The sequence below is a fragment of the Streptomyces sp. NPDC059455 genome, assembly GCF_042750115.1.
Lineage (GTDB): Bacteria > Actinomycetota > Actinomycetes > Streptomycetales > Streptomycetaceae > Streptomyces > Streptomyces endocoffeicus.
The window spans coordinates 42,232-59,960 of sequence record NZ_JBHYVB010000048.1; the positions used below are offsets into that span (position 1 = coordinate 42,232).

The 17,729-nt window shown below is 71.2% G+C and carries 10 protein-coding genes and 1 pseudogene; 4 read left to right on the forward strand and 7 right to left on the reverse strand.

All coding sequences use genetic code 11. The features are described 5' to 3' along the window. The first annotated feature begins 121 nt into the window (after positions 1–121). Entirely contained in the window at positions 122–1,021 is a 900-nt protein-coding gene (locus tag ACFXB5_RS19340; RefSeq protein ID WP_385209228.1) for a TIGR03621 family F420-dependent LLM class oxidoreductase, read from the forward strand. Between the two features lie 203 nt (positions 1,022–1,224). Here the strand turns inward: ACFXB5_RS19340 and ACFXB5_RS19345 are convergent. Beyond that, positions 1,225–2,298, reverse strand: a pseudogene (locus ACFXB5_RS19345) (integrase core domain-containing protein). A gap of 146 nt (positions 2,299–2,444) precedes the next feature. Here ACFXB5_RS19345 and ACFXB5_RS19350 point away from each other — a divergent pair. The 3 genes from ACFXB5_RS19350 (at position 2,445) to ACFXB5_RS19360 (ending at position 7,044) form a co-directional block, all read left to right on the forward strand. After that, the gene (locus tag ACFXB5_RS19350; protein ID WP_385209231.1) at positions 2,445–3,416 is read left to right on the forward strand and encodes an alpha/beta fold hydrolase; all 972 of its coding nucleotides are present in this window, start codon (positions 2,445–2,447) and stop codon (positions 3,414–3,416) included. Then, positions 3,332–3,799, forward strand: coding sequence for a hypothetical protein (locus ACFXB5_RS19355; RefSeq protein WP_385209234.1), 468 nt, complete (start codon positions 3,332–3,334; stop codon positions 3,797–3,799). Before ACFXB5_RS19350 ends, ACFXB5_RS19355 begins: the two co-directional genes overlap by 85 nt. A 689-nt stretch (positions 3,800–4,488) precedes the next feature. Further along, positions 4,489–7,044, forward strand: coding sequence for a BTAD domain-containing putative transcriptional regulator (locus tag ACFXB5_RS19360; RefSeq protein ID WP_385209236.1), 2,556 nt, complete (start codon positions 4,489–4,491; stop codon positions 7,042–7,044). Between the two features lie 131 nt (positions 7,045–7,175). On the opposite strand, the gene ACFXB5_RS19365 is transcribed toward ACFXB5_RS19360, so the two are convergent. The 6 genes from ACFXB5_RS19365 to ACFXB5_RS19390 form a co-directional block, all read right to left on the reverse strand. Further along, positions 7,176–7,577, reverse strand: coding sequence for a hypothetical protein (locus tag ACFXB5_RS19365; RefSeq protein ID WP_385209238.1), 402 nt, complete (start codon positions 7,575–7,577; stop codon positions 7,176–7,178). Further along, entirely contained in the window at positions 7,574–9,154 is a 1,581-nt protein-coding gene (locus ACFXB5_RS19370) for a bifunctional 3-(3-hydroxy-phenyl)propionate/3-hydroxycinnamic acid hydroxylase (RefSeq protein WP_385209241.1), read from the reverse strand. The genes ACFXB5_RS19365 and ACFXB5_RS19370 overlap by 4 nt, the downstream gene beginning before the upstream one ends. Beyond that, positions 9,151–9,999 carry an NAD(P)H-binding protein gene (locus tag ACFXB5_RS19375; protein ID WP_385209244.1) on the reverse strand — a complete coding sequence of 283 codons (849 nt, stop codon included), beginning with the start codon at positions 9,997–9,999 and terminating at the stop codon, positions 9,151–9,153. The genes ACFXB5_RS19370 and ACFXB5_RS19375 overlap by 4 nt, the downstream gene beginning before the upstream one ends. 16 nt (positions 10,000–10,015) lie before the next feature. Continuing rightward, positions 10,016–11,194 carry a 3-deoxy-7-phosphoheptulonate synthase gene (locus ACFXB5_RS19380; RefSeq protein ID WP_385209247.1) on the reverse strand — a complete coding sequence of 393 codons (1,179 nt, stop codon included), beginning with the start codon at positions 11,192–11,194 and terminating at the stop codon, positions 10,016–10,018. After that, positions 11,191–14,073: an AAA family ATPase gene (locus tag ACFXB5_RS19385; RefSeq protein ID WP_385209250.1), complete on the reverse strand. Its 2,883-nt coding sequence runs from the start codon at positions 14,071–14,073 to the stop codon at positions 11,191–11,193. The genes ACFXB5_RS19380 and ACFXB5_RS19385 overlap by 4 nt, the downstream gene beginning before the upstream one ends. Positions 14,074–14,314: 241 nt before the next feature. Beyond that, a partial coding sequence (locus tag ACFXB5_RS19390; protein ID WP_385209253.1) for a type I polyketide synthase occupies positions 14,315–17,729 on the reverse strand: 3,415 nt, incomplete at its 5' end.

A 17,729-nucleotide genomic window follows, 5' to 3' on the forward strand; every position in this document is an offset into this window, starting at 1 on the left:
GTCCCGTGCGGAACACAGATCGGAGAATCGGGTGGCGATGCAACAACCTGCCAAGAGGCCGAGCCCGCGCCCGTATCCAGGACGTGTTCGTGGACCTGCGCCGCGGCCGTTCCGCTTCGGCGTGGAGATGATGGCGCCGTTCCCCGGCCGGACCTGGGCGGACTCGGCCCGGGAGCTGGAATCACTGGGCTACTCGACGCTGTTCGTTCCCGACCACCTCGACGAGGGCTACGGCCCGATCACCGCGATGGCCATGGCGGCGGCCGCGACGACCACGTTGCGGGTCGCCCCGGCCGTGCTCGCTGCGGATTTCCGGCACCCGGCAGTGCTCGCCCGGGAGCTGGCGTCCATCGACCAGCTGTCGCAGGGCCGACTCGAAGTGGGCGTCGGTGCCGGATACCAGGTGCGCGACTACAGGTGTTCCGGGATCCCGATGGCCTCACCCGGCATCCGCGTCGACCGGCTGATCGAGCACGTCACGGTACTCAAGGGACTGTTCAGTGACGGCCCGTTCAACTACTCAGGGGCGCACTACCGGATTTCGGAATTGCTGGGAACGCCCACGCCGCACCGGGTCGGCGGCCCTCCGATCCTCGTGGCGGGCGGGGGCAGGCGCGTTCTCACCTTCGCCGGAGCGCACGCGGATATCGTGGGTGTGAACCCGTCCTTGCCATCCAGCACGCAACGGGCCGCCTCCGCGCCCGACGCACTCCCACCCAGTATCGACCGAAAGCTCACCTGGGTGCGGGAGGCGGCGGGACCACGCTTCGACGACCTTGAGATCCATGGCTGGCTGCGCTTTGCCGGCGTCGTGCCCGACGCACTCGAAGCCGCCGCAGGGCTTGAGCACCTCTTCGGCGCCCCCGCCACTGAGGTGATCACGTCGCCGATCGTGCTCCTCGGCAGCGTGCTACAGATCGTCGAACGACTGCATGAACGTCGGGAACAGTGGGGTTACACGTACTTTACGATCCAGCAGGCCCTCGCACACGAGTTCGCGCCGGTGATCGCTCGGCTCTGAGTGTGATCAGTCACCAGCCATGGCCTCAGGCATCAGCCGAAGGAAAGCCGGTCGAGAGGCCGGGGCAGCCTGTCGGACTCTTTCGGCCACAACATCCACCGCGGTGGCGAGTTCGTACCCGTCCGGCGTCAGCGAGGTCGAGACGCCGGGCCTGGACACGGTGGACTCTGACATTGCGGGTGCCGATACATCATCCGTGCGGTTCACGCCGTGTGCTGGTATTCGTGGAGGGTTCCGCCGAGTCGGTCTCGTCTGTGGATTTCCAGATGAACGAGTTGGGCTTGTTGGGTGACGGGCGTGGGTAGTGGGCGGCATGGGGCCGCCTGTTCCAGGGTCCTGTGCGGGCGGTGCTCGTTGTAGAAGGATTCGTACTCGTGCAGGGCGTGGAGAAGGTGGTTCTGGTTTCAGATCAGGGTCCGGTCCAGAAGTTCCCTGCGGCAGGTCTGTATCCAGCGCTCCATGCGTGAGTTCATCCGTGGTATCCGAATGCGGGTGGTGACGACCTTGAGACCGGCATCGGTCATGAGGGCGTCGAAGGCGGCTGTGAACTTCGAGTCGCGGTCGCGGATGAGGAACTTCGCCTTGCTGCCCGCGTCTTCGAGGTCCATGAGGAGGTTGCGTCCGAGCTGCACGATCCACTCCGCGGTGGGGTGTGCGGTGGCGCCGAGGATCCTGATGCGACGGGTGGTGTGCTCGATGACGGCGAAGGCATACAGGCGCGCTCCCGTCAGAGTGTGGGCTTCGAAAAGATCGCAGGCGAGAAGAGCCTTGGCCTGGCTGCGGAGGAAGTCGGCTCAGGTGGTGCTCTGCCGTTCGGGGGCGGGTGGGATGCCGTGCTCGCGGAGGATCTCCCAGACGGTGGAGGCGGCGATCTTGATCCCCGGTGCGGCGAGTTCGCCGTGGATCGGTCGATATCCCCACGAGGCTTTCTCCCGGGCCAGGCGCAGGGCCGAGGCGCGGATCGATCGGATCGTGCGTGGGCGTCCGCGTCGCTTGGGTACGCAGGTCGCGGCATGGCGCCGCCTGAGCAGGTCGCGATGCCGGCGCAGGACCGTGTCGGGGCGGACCAACAGCAAGAGGTGCCGCAGTCTGTCTTTGGGGAGGTGGTGGAGCAGGCCGGCGAGGATGGCACGGTCGCTGTCGGTGAAGGTCGGCTTACCGACCCGGCGTTGCAGGACCAGCAGTTGGTGCCGGAGTACGAGGATCTCGACGTCCTTCTCCCTGTCGCTAGGGCTTCGGCGTAGTACAGGGAACGGTATGCGTCGGTCGTGTCCCAGAGCGTGCCAATCCGGAAATCCCAGCAGTCAGCGGGTTAGTGGTCTGTTCCCGGGATTTCTACGGTCAGTACATGCGATCGAAGAATTCTTCCCGCTCTGGTGGGCGCTACTCCCGTCGCGCGCGGACGCTAGCCGTCGTTGCCGCTATGGGGACGCTCGGCGTCATCGCCACCACCGTGCTTGAGTCGGCCAAGGCCACGACGCCTCGCCCGCTCGCCCTCAAGTGGGGTGAGTGGCCGACCGATGCCCCGGCGCCTCAGCAGTGCGCCACACTCAAGATGCCACTCGACTACCGTGCCCCCGAAGGGCGCACCATCAAGGTGGAGGTGTCCCGGATTCCCCCGGCTAAGCCGGAGAAGCGCAAGGGTGTTCTGATGCTCAATGGCGGAGGTCCAGGCCCGAGTCTGGACGTGCCCACCGCAATGGGCAGCCTCCTGCCGGCCGAAGTGCGCGACAGCTACGACCTGGCCGCCTTCGATCCGCGTGGCATCGGATACAGCGCCCCGATGAACTGCGGCCGAGACGCTGATGAACTGGTCCGTGACGAGCAGATGGAGGTGCTGTCCTTCCCGTCTGGTGACGGTTCAACCGACGGGAACGTGGCTTACGCCAAGCGGATGGCCAAGCAGTGCGCGGACAACTCCGGCAACCTGCTGCCGCACCTGACCACTGCGAACGTCGCTCGGGACATGGACCGGATCCATCGTGCGCTCGGTGAGCGCACCATCTCCTACTACGGCATTTCCTGGGGCACCTATCTCGGATCGCTCTACCGGGAGCTCTTCCCGAAGACCGTCGAACGCATGGTGATCGACAGTTCGGTTGACCCGAACGAGCGCGGTTATGACGACTTCCGCACGTTCAGCATCGCCATGGAGGACCGCCGGCTCGACCTGGCCCGGTTCGCGGTCGCCCACAACGACACCGTCCGCCTGGGCAGTACCGAGCGCGGGGTTCGTCAGAACTATCTGGCCCTGACGGCCAAGCTCGACCGTGAACCGGTCTCGCTGCCGGGCACAGCGAGGGCACCAACGTGGCCGCCAACCTCGCCGCCGACCCGGACAAGTACCGCATCCCGAAGCCCGCCGGTGTCATCGAGATGGGTGTCGTCGGCCTGAAATTCAGGCAGCTGATCACCCTGCAAATCTACGGCCGCCTGCGGTTGCAGTTGCACGATGAGTTCGACGTGGACGGTGATGGCCAACTGACCGTCACCGAGGCCGTCAACGGCCTGGTCGCTCAGCCGAAGGAGACCGCCGACCAGTTCCGTTCCGTCCTGCTCCACGGCGACCAGGTGCTGTCCAGCACCGATACCCCGGCCCGTGGCGCCCTGGTCGCCGACGCCGCCGTCGCCGCGGCCGGCAACAAGGACCACAAGAGCATCATCGATCCGGGTATGGCACACCTCATGAACATCACCTCGAAGTTCTCCCCGGAGCCCGGCGAGCCCGACCAGAGGGTCATCGCCGATATCCGTAGCTGGCTCAAGTCCCACCGCTGACCGTTGGACTCGGACACCCCGGTGCGGTGTCAGTGTGACTTCGCGATCACGCCTCGTCATCGATGAGTACGCGGAGTACTGCAACAGACACAGGTCGCACCAACTCCTCGAACAGTGGCCGCCGGGCCGACCCGCCGAGCCCGGATCCATGCAGGTCGCACAGGGGGTGGCACAGATTCCGGCTCCACAGGGCCTGGGTCGCCGGGTGTCGCCGCTAGATGGCCTCCTAGACCATGTAGTACACACCTTAGTGATTCTTCTAAATCGTTCGAATTAGGATTGTCGTATCGCTTGCAGCCCGAGAAACCTGCCTGATCAGCCCGCGTGGGCTCTACTGTGTAGTGCTATGTCACCTCCCTCGTTGAGTGCCGGACGGCTGCTCGCCGTCTGGCGGATCTGACCCTCGCCGACATGATTGAAACCTTATGGGCTGTCCCGGAATGTCCTGTTCTTGAAGAGGTGCGGCGTCTGCTGGATGCCATGGGCGCTGATCTTTTCGACCGTGTGCAACGTTGTCAGGGCTGGGTACGGGTGGACCGGTCGGTCGAATCCGTAGAAGAACCGATATCTCCATGCTTGTACTCCAATAGGGGGTTCGTGTGATGCTCGAAAGGTGGCAGGACCGGCGACTCCGTGCGATGCCAAAACCTGGGCCTGAAGTACGATTCAATGTTCTTGGCCCGCTTCAGGTGGTCAGCGACGGCGCCATGCTGCCGATGGGTGGTCCCAAGAAGCGCGCGGTTCTGGGATACCTGCTGGTGCACGCGAACAACGTGGTCGCCACCAGCCAGATGATCAAGGTGATCTGGCCTCAGGGAGCCCCCTCGACCGCGCGTAAGATGCTCCAGAACACCGTGTCGTGGATCCGCGGCCTGCTCGCCGAGCACGACCTGGCCCCGTCCTGCGCGTTGTTGACCCACTCACCCGGCTACCTCCTGCGGGTCGACGAGAGCATGCTCGACCTGCTCCGTTTCGAACGGCTGGCCCGGGTCGGCCGCGAGGCGCTGGCTGACGGCCGGCGCGCCGAGGCCACCCGGGCCCTGCGCGAGGCACTCGACCTGTGGCGGGGTACGGCACTGGAGGATCTGACCGACACCGGCATCACCTGGCCCCGGCTGGCCGCCCTCCAGGAGGAGCGGCTGACCACCTTGGAGGACTATCTGGAGGCGGAGATCGCCGCCGGGCGGCACCACGAACATGTGGCGGAACTCAACGAGTTGGTCACCGCGGAGCCGCACCGGGAGCGTGCCTGCCGGCTGTTGATGGTCGCGCTGTACCGCTGCGGCAGGCAGGTCGACGCGCTGCGCGCCTACCAGCGGACCCGCAAGGCGCTGATGGACGACCTCGCTCTGGAACCCACCTGGGAGCTGCGCGAGCTGGAGACCCGCATCCTCGCCCACGACGTGTCCCTGCGCCCGGTCGTCGAGCCCGAGCTGCGGCTGACCCTCTCCGGCGCCCCGCACGTCCGTCCGGCACCGACGGTCGAGACCGTCCCGGACGGGGTGCCGACCGCCCGCCGGGCCGGGGTCGAACCGGTCGCGCCGTCCCCCAGGCCGACCGCCTCGACCGGGGAGCGCAAGCTCGTCTCCATCCTCACCACGTCGTTCGACCTCGGCCACGGGGTGGACCCGGAGGACGTGGATGACCTGCTCGCCGACCTGGCCGCCGCGGTCCGTGCCGAGGCGGAGCTCGCCGGCGGCACCGTGGTGTGCTGTACCGGCTCCGCGGTCCAGGCGGTGTTCGGTGTCCCGCGCACCGGTGAACAGGACATGCTGGCCGCGGTTCGTACCGCGCTGGTGGTGCGCGACCGTTTCGCCGCCCGGGAGGACACCGGCCTTCTGTCGGCCACCGTGCGCCTGTCGGTCAACACCGAGGAGATCCTGATCAAGACGCACGGCGCGGCGCCGGAGGTGGTGAGCCCGGCGATCGACACCTGTCTGCGCCAGGTCTGGTCGCTACCGCCGGATACGGTGTGGATCTGCGAGGCGACCCGGCGCAGCGGGGGTGCCGACCTCATCCACGACCCCGCCCCGTACCCTTCGCCCGCCGGTTCGCGGCTGTGGCACGCGACCGGGCTGCGCGGCGACCCCCCGTGCCCCGTCGACATCCCGCGGCCGCCGCTGGTCGACCGGGACCTCGATCTGGTGATCCTCCAGGAGCACCTCGACCTGGTGGTGCGGCGTGGGCGCGGGCGGATCCTGACCCTGGTGGGCGAGGCGGGCATGGGCAAGAGCCGTCTGGTGCTGGAACTCGCCCGGCTGATTCGGCACAACCCCGACCGGGCCCGGGTACTGCGGACCGGCACGGTGCACGGCCTGCGGACCGCCACGGCCGACCCGGTCGCCGCCCTGGTCGCCTCCTGGGCCGGGCTGTCCCACGGCTGCACGCCTGAGGAGGCCGAGGCCAAGGTGACCGCCGCGGTGAGCGGACTGCTCGGCGAGGACTCGGCGGCCCGGTCGCTGGCCCGCGACCTGCTCCCGTTGTTCGCTCCGGGCGGGCGGGCGCGCGGCGGGCCGGACGCCGGCGCGGTGCACGCTGCCGTCGTCGACCTGCTCACCGGGATCGCCCGGGAACTCCCGGTGGTGCTGGTGGTGGAGGATCTGCACGCGGCCGACGAGGACCTGTTGCGGTTCCTCGGCCTGCTCGCCGGGCGGGTCGCCGCCATCCCACTGCTGCTGATCTCCACGGCCCGGCCGGAGCTCGCCCGTCGCCGGGTGTGTTCCCGGGCATCCACCACGATGACGCTGGACCGGCTGACCGACGCCGCGGTCCGGGAGCTGTGGGGGTCGGTGCTGCGGCGCGAGGAAGGTGGTGACGGCACCGGTCTGACCCCGGAGTTGTTCGACCGGATCGGCGGCAACCCCATGTACGCCATCGAGTTCGCCCGGCAGCGGCTGCACGAGCCGGACGGCACCCCGGAGGGCCGGCTGCCGGCCCGGATCTACCGGGTGGTCGCCGCGATGCTCGACCGCCTCGGGCCTGAGGAGAAGGAGGTCCTGAAGGAGGCCACCCTGGTGTCCGGGCCCATCGTGCCGGACACCGTGGCCGCGCTGGGCTGCCGCTCCGTGGGGGTGGTGCGGGGCTGCCTGGACGAGCTGACCCGGCGGCACCTGCTGGTGCACGAGCTCGACGAGAGGGGCTACACCTTCGCGCACCCGGTGATCCGGGACGTGGCGCACGCCCAGTTACCGAAGGCCACCCGGTCCGGTGCCGACCGCCGGGCCGGGGCGCTTCGGGTCGGCTGACGACGGCGTTGCCGGTGCCGGCCGCGCGGTGATGGCGGGCTGGTCCCCCGGGCCGCCCCGGCCCACCGGCGGTCGGCGGCGCACCCGTGGGCCCGCCGACGGGTGGGCCCGGCCGACCCGGTGGCGGCATGTCAGTCGGTGAGCACCTTGACCGGGTCGCAGGATGCCCAGCACTCGGTGATCAGACCGTTCTCCACCTTGAGGATCTCGGTCAGGATCCGGGTGAACGTGGCGCCCTCCGGCCCGAGTTCGCCCGCGCCCGGACCCAGTTTGCCGATCACGCTCCAGTGCGTGGTGATGTACTCGTCCGTGATGATCGGCCCGACCAGGGTGGTGAACTTCGCCTCCTGGAAGACCGCGTTCACCGCGATCACCCACCGGCGGACCGACTGCGCGTCGTTGATCGCGTCCAGGTCGCGGTCGGACTCCAGGCACAGCTTGAACCCGGGCGCGATGATCTCGTCGGTCAGGTCCAGCTGGTTGTACCAGAGGTTGGTCCAGTTCTCCCACAGGGACAGGTGTGTGGCGGTCATACGGGTCCTCCCGAGAGTGATCGTTGTGGCGTCGCGGACAGCAGACCGCGACGCAGGTCGCCCATCAGCTCCGCCGCCGAGACACGGTCGGCGGCGGATCCGAAGACGTAGAAGTCCGGCCGCACCACCAGCGCGACCGCCGAGGACTCGGCCAGGAACGGCAGATACACCCCGTCGTCGTCGGCCACTTCGCCCTCGCCCACCGGTGTCCCGGCCGGCACCACCCGCACCAGGCGGGCCCCGATGTCGGCCAGGAACTCCCGGTCGGCGTCGTCCAGCAGCGCCGCCGGGGCCTGGCCGGTCAGGAACACGAAGCCACGCCCGGCCACGTCGTCGAAGCGTCCAGTGCCGGTGGTGCCGGTCACCCGGCCCTGCGGCATGTACGCGCCCGCGCCGGGGCCCGCCCCGGACAACAGTCCCTCGTTCAGCGGCACCCCGCTGAGCTGCGGCGGCTCCTCGGCCTCCGGGTCGGCCGCCCGGGCCAACAGCATGGTGTCGCGCACCGCGGCAGCGGCCGGGTCCAGTTCGCACACCATCTTGCCCAGTTCGATCGCGTAGCCGATGAAGTGCCGTAGGTGGCCGGCGCGTTCGACCGCATAGCTGTCCAGCAGCGCCGGGTCGCCGCGGCCGCGCAGCACCAGGTCCAGCTTCCAGGTCAGGTTGGCCGCGTCCCGGATGCCGGCGCACATGCCCTGACCGGCGAACGGGGGCATCAGATGCGCGGCGTCCCCGGCCAGCAGGATCCGGCCGCGCCGCCACTGATCCACCCACTGCGCGCTGAAGGTGTACACCGAGTGCCGGTGCATGGTGGCGTTGTCCGGGGTTATGCCGTGCGCTTCCAGCAGCCGCCAGGCGGTCTCGGGCCGGTTCAGCTCCTCGATGCTCTCACCCGGCAGCCGCATGAATTCCCAACGGCGGTGTTCCAAGCCGCCGGAGACCGCCGTGGTCGGCCGGGCCGGGTCGCAGATCTGGAGGTTGTTCGGCCGGAACTCGCGTGGCTCGTTCAGCACCAGGTCGCAGAGCAGCCAGTCGTAGAAGAACCCCAGGCCGGTCACCGTGGACCCGATGGCACGGCGCACCGCGCTGTTCGCGCCGTCGCAGCCCACTACCCAGGAGGCGGTGACCCGGCGCCGGCCGGCGGTGACCTCCACATGGTCGTCCCGCTCGACGCAGTCGGTCACCTCCACGCCGCGCAGCAGCCGCAGGTTCGGCAGCCGCTCGGCCCTTTCCTGCAACACCCGCTCCAGCGCCGGCTGGTGGAAGACCACCGACCTCGGCCAGCCGGCCGACCCGGGCGGGTCGCCGGCCAGCTCCAGGCGCATCAGCACCTGGCCGTCGGCGGTGTGGAACTCGTAGTCGACCGCCGGGTCCCCGACCTCGTGCAGCCGGTCCCCGATCCCGGCGGCCGCCAGGTACCGCGCGGTCTCCCCGTCGAAGTGCACTGCCCGCGGGAAGGGGTACGGCCGCTCGTAGCGCTCCAGCACGGTCACTCGCCAGCCCTCTTGGGCCAGCAGCGTCGCGGTCAGCTGGCCGACCGGGCCCCAGCCGACCACCAGCACGTCGCAGTCGGTGGTCACCGGAACGCCTCGATGTGGTCGGCGGCCCACTCCCGGTACGACCGCGGCGGTCGGCCCAGTACTTCCGCCACCCCGCCATCGACCCGCACCAGGCTCTCGTCGGTGTTGCGCAGCATGGTCAGCATCGCGTCGGCGACCGCCGGCGGGTAGTGCAGCCGGTCCACCATCGCCGCCCGGGCCACCGCCTCCGGCAGTTCCTCGAACGCCACCGGCTCGCCGAGCAGGTCGGCGAGTACGGCCACCTGCTCGGCGACCGTGATCACCTCGCCGCCGGTCAGCGTGTGCACGCGAGACCGGTGCGGGGCCGGATCCGCCAGCACCCGGGCGGCCACCTCGCCCACGTCTCGGGGGTCCACCGCCGAACTGCGGAAATCCCCGCCGAAGGCCCGCACCACGCGCTCGGCGCGCACCGACGGCGCCCACGGCAGCGTGTTGGACATGAACGTGCCGCCGCGCAGCACCGTCCAGTCCAGGCCGGAGCCCTGGACCACCGCTTCCGCCGCCAGGTTGACCTGCTTGATGGCGCTGTCCCGCGCGCTGCCGGCCCGGATCGAGGACAGCAGCGCCACCTGCCGCACGCCCGCGTCGCGCACCGCGTGCACGATCGGCCCGGCCTGCGGGACCCCGGGCAGCACCAGGAGCAGGAATGCCCGGTCCACCCCGTCCAGCGCGGGGCCCAGCGAGCCCGGGTCCGTCAAGTCACCGGTGACGACGTCCACCGCCTTGGCCCAGCGTCGGGCGCTCTCGGGGTTCCGGGTGAGCACCCGGACCTTCTCTCCACGTTCCAGCAGCCGGTCGACGACCTCGCCGCCCACGGCCCCGGTAGCACCGGTCACCAAGATCACGGGATATAGCCTCCTGTCAGAAGACGGCGTCGATCAGCTCGGACGCCTGCTCTACGGTCAACCTCGGGTCGCACAGCGACAGATAGCGCTCGGTCAGCGCGTTCTCCTCCTCGGGACGGCCGACGCACTCGGTCACCCGCTCCGCGGCCACCTCCAGGTGCAGCCCGCCGACATGCCGACCGGCCCGCTCCACCACCCGGCGGAATTCCCGACCCTCCGCGATCAGGTCGGTCAGATAACGGGTCTTCAGCCCGCCCGCCGCCCGCCGGGTGTTGCCGTGCATCGGATCGCTCAGCCACACCACCGGGTGGCCGGCCGACACCACCGCCCGCACCAGCGGCGGCAGCGCCTCCGCGACAGCGTCCCGGCCCATCCGGAAGATCAGGGTCAGTCGCCCCGGGACCCGGTCGGGATCGAGCGCGGCGCACAGCCGCAACAGAGTGTCCGGGGCGGTCGACGGGCCGATCTTGCAGCCCACCGGGTTGCGCACCGAGGCCAGCAGGGCCACGTGTGCGTGATCCAACTGCCGGGTGCGCTCGCCGATCCATGGAAAGTGCGTGGAGCCCAGCAGCGACCGGCCGGGCGTCGGGTCGTGCCGCACCAGGCCGGCCTCGTAGTCCAGCACCAGCGCCTCGTGGCTGCTCCATGGCCCCAGCCGCCCGCCGTCCGCCGCCGCCAGGCGCCAGGCGCGCAGGTCCCGCAGGATCTCCGTGCTCGCGTGGTACGCCCAGACCATCCGGCGCGGATCGGGTCGCCGGGCGAGCTCCGAGGCCGTCTCCAGGTTGACCATGTGACCGCGGAAGACCGGCAGCGTCACCCCGTCGACCGTCTCGACCGGCGCCGACCGAGGCTTGGCGTACTGCCCGGCGATCCGCCCGATCCGCAGCACCGACTGGCCGGTCCGCGCCGCCATCCGGTCGGCCAGCGCCTCGAGCGCCGACGCCTTCGCGGCGGTGTGCCCGGCGCCGGACTCATAGAAACTCTCCGCGCAGTCGCCGGCCTGCACCAGCCGGGCTTGGCCCCGCGCCACCTTCGCCAGGCCCCAGCCCAGGGTGGCCACCTCGGTGTGGGTCACCAGCGGCGCGGCGCCACGCAGCCAGCCGAGCGCGGCGGCGTGCGCGGGGTGCGCGTCCCACTCCGGCTGTTGCTCGGCCGGCCGTGACTCCCACGCCGACGGCAGCGGTGCGCTCATCATGCGGACGTCGCGATGTCGTGGTGGAGCAGCGCGGGCAGGTCCTCGCGGTGCTTCACGCCCAGCTTCCGGTACACCTTCGTCAGGTGCTGCTCGACCGTGCTCTCGGTGATGAACAGCTTCTCCGCGATGGCTCGGTTGGTGTAGCCGGCCGAGGCCAGCCTCGCGACCCGCCGCTCGGCCCGGCTGAGGAAGGTCAGCGCGGTGTCCTCCAACGCGCCGGGGCCGTCCACCTCGTGCTCGGCCATGCCCGGGAACAGCTCCCGGCACAGCGGCTCGGCCTGGCAGCTGCGCGCCACGTGCCAGGCCCGGCGGGCCGTCTGCCGGGCCCGCCGTTGCTCGCCGGACGTGTGGTACGCGTGGCTGAGGTCGGCCAGCGCCCGCGCCAATTCGTAACGGTCCCCGGCGCCCTCCAGGATCTCCACCGCGTCCCCCAGCAGATCGGTGCGCTGCCGCTCGCTCCCGCACGCCGCCAGTAGCCGCAGCGCCTGGCCCCGGACCCGGCCGAAGTCGGTTCCCACCCAGGCCAGCTGTTCGTTCAGCAGCCGTCTGGCCTGCTCCCGGTTGCCCTGGCGCAGCCAGGTCTCGGCCGCGCCAGTGCGCCACGGCACCAGTCCCGGGGTGTCCAGCGCCCAGGAGCGCATCAGCTCGCCACAGGCGAAGAAGTCGGCCAGGGCGGCGGCGTGGTTGTCGCACACAAGGTGGTAGTGGCCACGCGCGTACAGGTAGTGCAGCCCGTACCGGCTCTCGAACATCGACGCCGGGACCGGAACCCGCAGGTATTCGGCGGCGATTGGCAACTGTCCGGTCCGGGAGGCGGCCAGGATCAGCGAGCTCAGCGGCAGGCCGGCGGCCGTGCCCCAGGCCGGTGCGGACACCTCCTCAAGCGCGGCCCGCGCCCGTTCGGTGGCAGTCGCCAGGTCCCCGCGCCGGACCGCGATCTCCGCCGACACGGCGGCCAGCTCGGCCCGGGACATCGGCAGCCGCGCGGTCCGCGGGTCCCGGCGCCAGGCCTCGCACCAGCGGGCCGCCCGCTCGGCCCGGTCGGCGTACACCTCCGGCATCAGGCACAGCAGCGCGGACTCGCCGGTCCACACCGTGCCCCGCTGCACACTGGCCTTGTGCAGCAACTGCTCGGTCCGTTCGGTGGCCTCGTCGTACCGCCCGTGGATCAGCACATCCGCCAGCACCGCGGAGAACCGCTGCCACGGCTCGGACCGGTCCGCGGGCCCCTCGCCCGTCGGGTGGCCCCGCAGCACCGGCCGGCGTCGGCGCGCCGGCCGCGGGTGGGTGCACATCAGCCACAGCTCGAACGCACGCAGCCGGGCCCCGGCGTCGGCCGGGTCGTCGTCCGGCGCGGCCCGCAGCCGCTCGACGAGCGCGGTGGCCTCCTCGGGACGGCCCTGCCACAGCAGTTGCCGGCATACCTCGATGGTGTCGCCGGGCGTCAGCAGGCCGGCCCGGGCGTCCCCGGCCAGCTGTTCCAGGTGCCGGACCGCGGCGCGGGGGTCGGAGCGCCACTCCACCTGAGCCAGCCGGACGCGGATCGCGGCCCGCTCCCGGCCGTCCCCGGCGCTGCGCAGCGCCTGCTCCAGGCAGTCCACGGCCACCGCGAACCGCAGCTCCAGCAGGTGGCTCTCGGCCGCGTCCCGCAGTATCCGGGTGGCCGGGATCCCGTCGGCGCCCTCGCCCGCGACGATGTGCACGGCGACCGCGGTGGCCGGCTCGCCCCGTTCCTGTAACAGCCGGGCCGCGGCGCGGTGCAGCGCCACGCGCTGCTGCGGCGGCAGGTCGTCGAGCACCCCGGCCCGGCCGTTGGGGTGCGCGAAGTCCCCGTCGCTGAGCAGCCCGCCCGCCTCGAAGGCCCGGACGGTGTCGGCGACCACGTCCACGTTCACCCCGACCAGCCGGCTCAGCAACGCCTCCGAGGCGTACCCGCTTAGCACCGCCAGGCCGCGGACCACGGCCAGCCCGGCCGGCCCGCCGCGCCGCAGACCGGTCAGCAGCGCCTGCCGGTAGGAGCGGCCGGCCATGTTCCGGCCGGTCCGCCAGTCGTCAAGCAGGGCGTGCAACAGCAGCGGATTGCCGCCGCTCGCGCTGAAGAACGCCGGCGCCAGCCGGTGGGTGGCCGACGGCCCGCAGCGCTGTCCGATCAGCTCGGCGGCACCTCGCTGCGACAGCCGACCGACCGGGATCAGGTCGCTGTGCGGGTACCGCAACAGCTCGGTCCTGGCCGCCGAGAACCCCGGGTGCGGGCCGATGTCGCTGGCCAGCACCACCAGCACCGGGGCCGGCCCGATCCGCCGGGCCAGCCACAGCAGCCACAGCACCGACTCCGGGTCGGCGTGCTGCACGTCGTCCACCGTGATCAGCGCCGGCGAACGGTTCACCAGGGCGAGCAGTTCCACGCACAGCCCTTGCAGCACCTGGGCGGTCAGTCGCTCGGTCGCCCCGGTGTCGGGGGTGGACGCGAGCCTGTCGATCAGTTCCGCGGCCCGATCCCGGAACGCCGTCGGCAGCGCGGGCGCCAGGAACAGCTGGCTGACCACGCCCAGTGGGAGCGCCCGCTCGGCCGGCGAGCAGATCGCGTGCAGTCGGAGCAGTGCCCCGCCGGCCCCGGGCCCGCCGTCCGCATGGCGTCCGTGCGTCGACGCTCCGTCCGCCGATGTGCCGTCGGTTGACGTGTCCAAGTCGGGTTCGCGCCCGTCGGCGCGACGCGAACACGCTCCGTCGACGGACCGGGTGAACGAATGCAGCAACTCCGTCTTACCGGTCGCCGCCGCCCCCTCGATGAGGGCGATGCTCCCGGTCCCCGACGTGGCCTGACACAGCAGCGCGGTAAGGCGGGACAGTTGCTCGTCCCTCTCCACCAACCTGGTCAAAGGTTCCTCCTGCAATCGAGCATGTCCCCCGTGCTGACCGAGTCCTTACGGCGCCGCCGATGCTAGGCGGGGCGCCGCCCCGTGCCCCAGTGACGGAATTCCATCGACCATTCCACGGACCGGTCACCACCCGTCCGTCAGCCGATCGGCCGACCACCCGTCGGGCCAGGTCAGCGGGGGGAAGATCGGCGTGCGGCGGAGGGCCGGGCCGCCACCGGCCGATGGGTTCGCCGCACCCGGCTCAGTCCAGCTTCGCCAGCCAGCCCAGCAGTGCCTCCGCGGTGTCCGCCACCTCGTCGGTCAGCACCGTGAAGTGGTCGCCCGTCACCTCGATCAGGTCGTGCGGCAGCGGCCACGTCGCCTGCCAGCCGTCCTTTCCGGCCATCTCCGGTGTGGGGCGGCCGGCCCGCAGGAACAGCGTCGGCGTGGTGACCGCGTACGGTGTCCAGTCGGCGAACATCCGCAGATAGGCACCCATCGCCAGCAGCGCGGCGTCGTCCGGCGCGCCCTCCTCCACCGCGGCCCGCGCGGGCAGCCCGAGCAGCCACTCCTGGGCGCGCGAATCACCGTCCAGCGGGTAGGTGTCGATCAGTACCAGCCCCCGCGGCCCGCGGCCCAGTCGCTCCAGCTCGCCGGTGACGGCGTGCGCGACGGTACCGCCCAGGGACCGGCCCACCAGCACGTACGGTTCGTCGCCGACGTGGCTGAGCACGGACCGCGCGTGCATCCCGACCAGCGTCCCGCGGCCCTCCGGCACGGCCTGACCGGTCCCGAAGCCGGGGTAGGGCAGCACCGCGCTGTCCAGGACCCCGTCCAGCCGGCGGCCCAGCGCGTCGTACTCATGCGGGGTGGCCGCCGGAGTCACCGCCGGCACGCAGACCACCCTCGGCCGCCGCGGACCGGTCGCCAGCGTCACCGGCGGCATGGCGTGCTCCGCGCTGTCCCGGTCCGAGAAGGTCGGCACCGACCAGGACGCACCGACCAGCATCTGCGTCGCCGCCTCGATCCGACCATCCCGGTACAGCCGCTCGTACAGCGTGGCAACCGTGTAGGCCGACGACTCCGACTCCGGTGAACGCCCAGCCGCCAGCCGCGCCCACACGTGGTCGGCGAGCGCGGTGGCCGTCGGATGATCGAACACCGCGGTCGCGGACAGCCGCAGCCCGGTGGCCGACGCCAGCCGGTTCCGCAGCTCGACCGCGGTCAGTGAGTCAAAGCCGAACTCCCGGAAGTCCCGTTCGGGGTCGACCGCGTCGGCGTCGCCGTACCCCAGCACCTCGGCGACCTGCTCGCAGACCAGCTCCAGCGCCGACCCGGGGTCGACCGCGGGCGGCGCCGTCCTCGCGGCGTGCCGGGCGGCCGGCCGGGGCCGTCGGATCAGGTCCCGCAGCGCCTCCGGCACCGGCTCCAGCCGGCCCAGTGTTCCGACGTCCAGCCTCACCGGCGCCAGCACGGCGGCACCGGACCCGACCGCCGCGTCGAAGAGCGCCAGCCCCTCGGCGTCCGACAGTGGCCGGAGCCCGTTGCGGGACATCCGGTCGTGGTCGGCTTGGGTGAGGTGGCGGGTCATGCCGGTGCTGCGTTCCCAGGATCCCCAGGCGAGTGAGGTACCGGGCAGGCCCAGACCACGGCGGTGGGTGGCGAGGGCGTCGAGGAAGGCGTTGGCGGCGGAGTAGTTGGCTTGTCCGGGTGAGCCGAGGGTGCCGGCGATGGAGGAGAAGAGGGCGAAGAGGGTGAGGGGGTGGTCTTGGGTGAGTTCGTGGAGCCACCAGGCGGGGTTGGCCTTGGGGGCGAGGGTGGTGGTGAGTGCGTCGGCGTCCAGGTGGTCGATGGTGGTGTCGGCGAGGGCTCCGGCGGTGTGGATGACGCCGGTCAGCGGTCCGATCTCGTCGATGAGGCGGGCGAGGGCGGTGCGGTCGGTGAGGTCGCAGGAGACGGTGCGGACGCGGGCGCCGTGTTGTTGGAGTTCGGCGGTGAGTTCGGTGGCGCCGGGGGCGTTGGGGCCTTGGCGGCTGGTGAGGACGAGGTCGCGGACGCCGTGTTCGGCGACCAGGTGGCGGGCGATGAGGGAGCCCAGACCTCCGGTGCCGCCGGTGACGAGCACAGGGCCCGTGGAGAGCTCGGGCCGCTTGTCGGTGGACGCCCTGGTGTCCGCCGACAAGCGTGCGAGTCGGGGGAGGGTGATGGCGCCGTCGCGGATGCGGGCTTGGGGTTCGCCGGAGGCGATCAGGGCGGGGAGGAGCTCTTGGGAGGTGGGGTGGTTGTCGGTGTCGATGAGGATGATGCGGTCGGGGTGTTCGGTTTGGGCGGTGCGGATGAGTCCCCAGACTGCTGCGCCCGCGAGGTCGTCGTAGGTGGCTTCGACGACGAGGGGGGTGGTGGTGTCCTGGGCCAGGTGTTGTTGGACGCGGGCCAGGGTCTCGGCGGTGATGCGGTGGGTTTCGGCCAGGACGTCGTCGCCGGTCGTGGGGGCTGTGTACCGCTCGAAGTCCACTGGGGTGGTGGGGGTGGTGGGGATGCAGGGGGACCAGTCGAGTGCGTAGAGGTGGTCTGTTTCGGGTTGGGCGTGGCGGAGTTGGTCGGGGTCGAGTGGTCGGGTGGTGAGGGAGTCGATGGTGATGACGGGTTGGCCGGTGGTGTCGGTGGCCAGCAGGCGGGTGGCGCCGGTGTCGTCGGTGTCCAGTTGAACCCGCAGGTGGGTGGCGCCGGTGGCGTGGACGGTCACACCGGCCCAGGAGAACGGCAGTTGGATGCCGGATTCCTCGTCCCACACGGCGGTCACCGCGGCGGGGTGCAGGGCCGCGTCGAGTAGTGCCGGGTGCAGGAGGTGGCCTTTGGCGGGCCCGGCGGCTTCTGGGAGTTCGATCTCGGCGAAGAGGGTGTTGTCGCGTTGGTAGAGGGTGTGGAGTCCTTGGAAGGCGGCGCCGTAGTGGAGTCCGGTGTCGGCGAGTCGCTGGTAGGCGTTGGTGAGGTCGATTTGGTGGGCGTCGGTGGGTGGCCAGGTGCCGAGGTCTGTTGTGGGTTGGGTCTGGTTGCTGAGGGTGCCGGTGGCGTGGCGGGTCCAGGTGCCGGTGGTGTCGCGGCTGTGGAGGGAGATGGGGCGGTGGCCGGTGTCGGTCTCGGCGCCCACGGTGATCTGGACCGGGGTGGGACGGGTCAGCGCGAGGGGGGTGTGGATGACCAGCTCGTCCAGGGTGGTGTGGTCGGTGTGCTCTGCGGCGTGCAGGGCCAGGTCGACCATTAGGGCGCCGGGGACGATGACGGTGTCGCCTACCGTGTGGTCGGCGAGCCAGGGGTGGGTGCTGGCGGAGAGTCGGCCGGAGAGCACGAGTTCGCCGGTGTCGGCCATGGTGGTCACCGCGCCCAGCAGGGGGTGGTCGGCCGAGTCCAGGCCGGCCCCCGCCACGTCGGCGCCCCCGCCCGCGGTGTCGCGCAGCCAGAAGTCCCGCCGCTGGAAGGGATACGTCGGCAGGGAGGTACGCCTCCCGGCCGGGGTGAGGGCCCGCCAGTCCACCGAGTGGCCCACGCTGAACACCCTGCCCAACGCGTCGATCGTGCTGCGGACCTCGTTGTGGTTGCGGCGGGTGGTGGGGATGAGGTGGGTGGTTGGGGGGAGGGTGGTGCGGGCGAGGGCGGTGAGGGTGGTGTCGGGGCCG

Excerpts from the sequence above, each read along its gene's own strand:
- ACFXB5_RS19350 (WP_385209231.1), top strand. The coding sequence starts at position 2,445 with ATGGGGACGCTCGGCGTCATCGCCACCACCGTGCTTGAGTCGGCCAAG.
- ACFXB5_RS19365 (WP_385209238.1), bottom strand. The coding sequence starts at position 7,577 with ATGACCGCCACACACCTGTCCCTGTGGGAGAACTGGACCAACCTCTGG.
- ACFXB5_RS19380 (WP_385209247.1), bottom strand. The coding sequence starts at position 11,194 with ATGATGAGCGCACCGCTGCCGTCGGCGTGGGAGTCACGGCCGGCCGAG.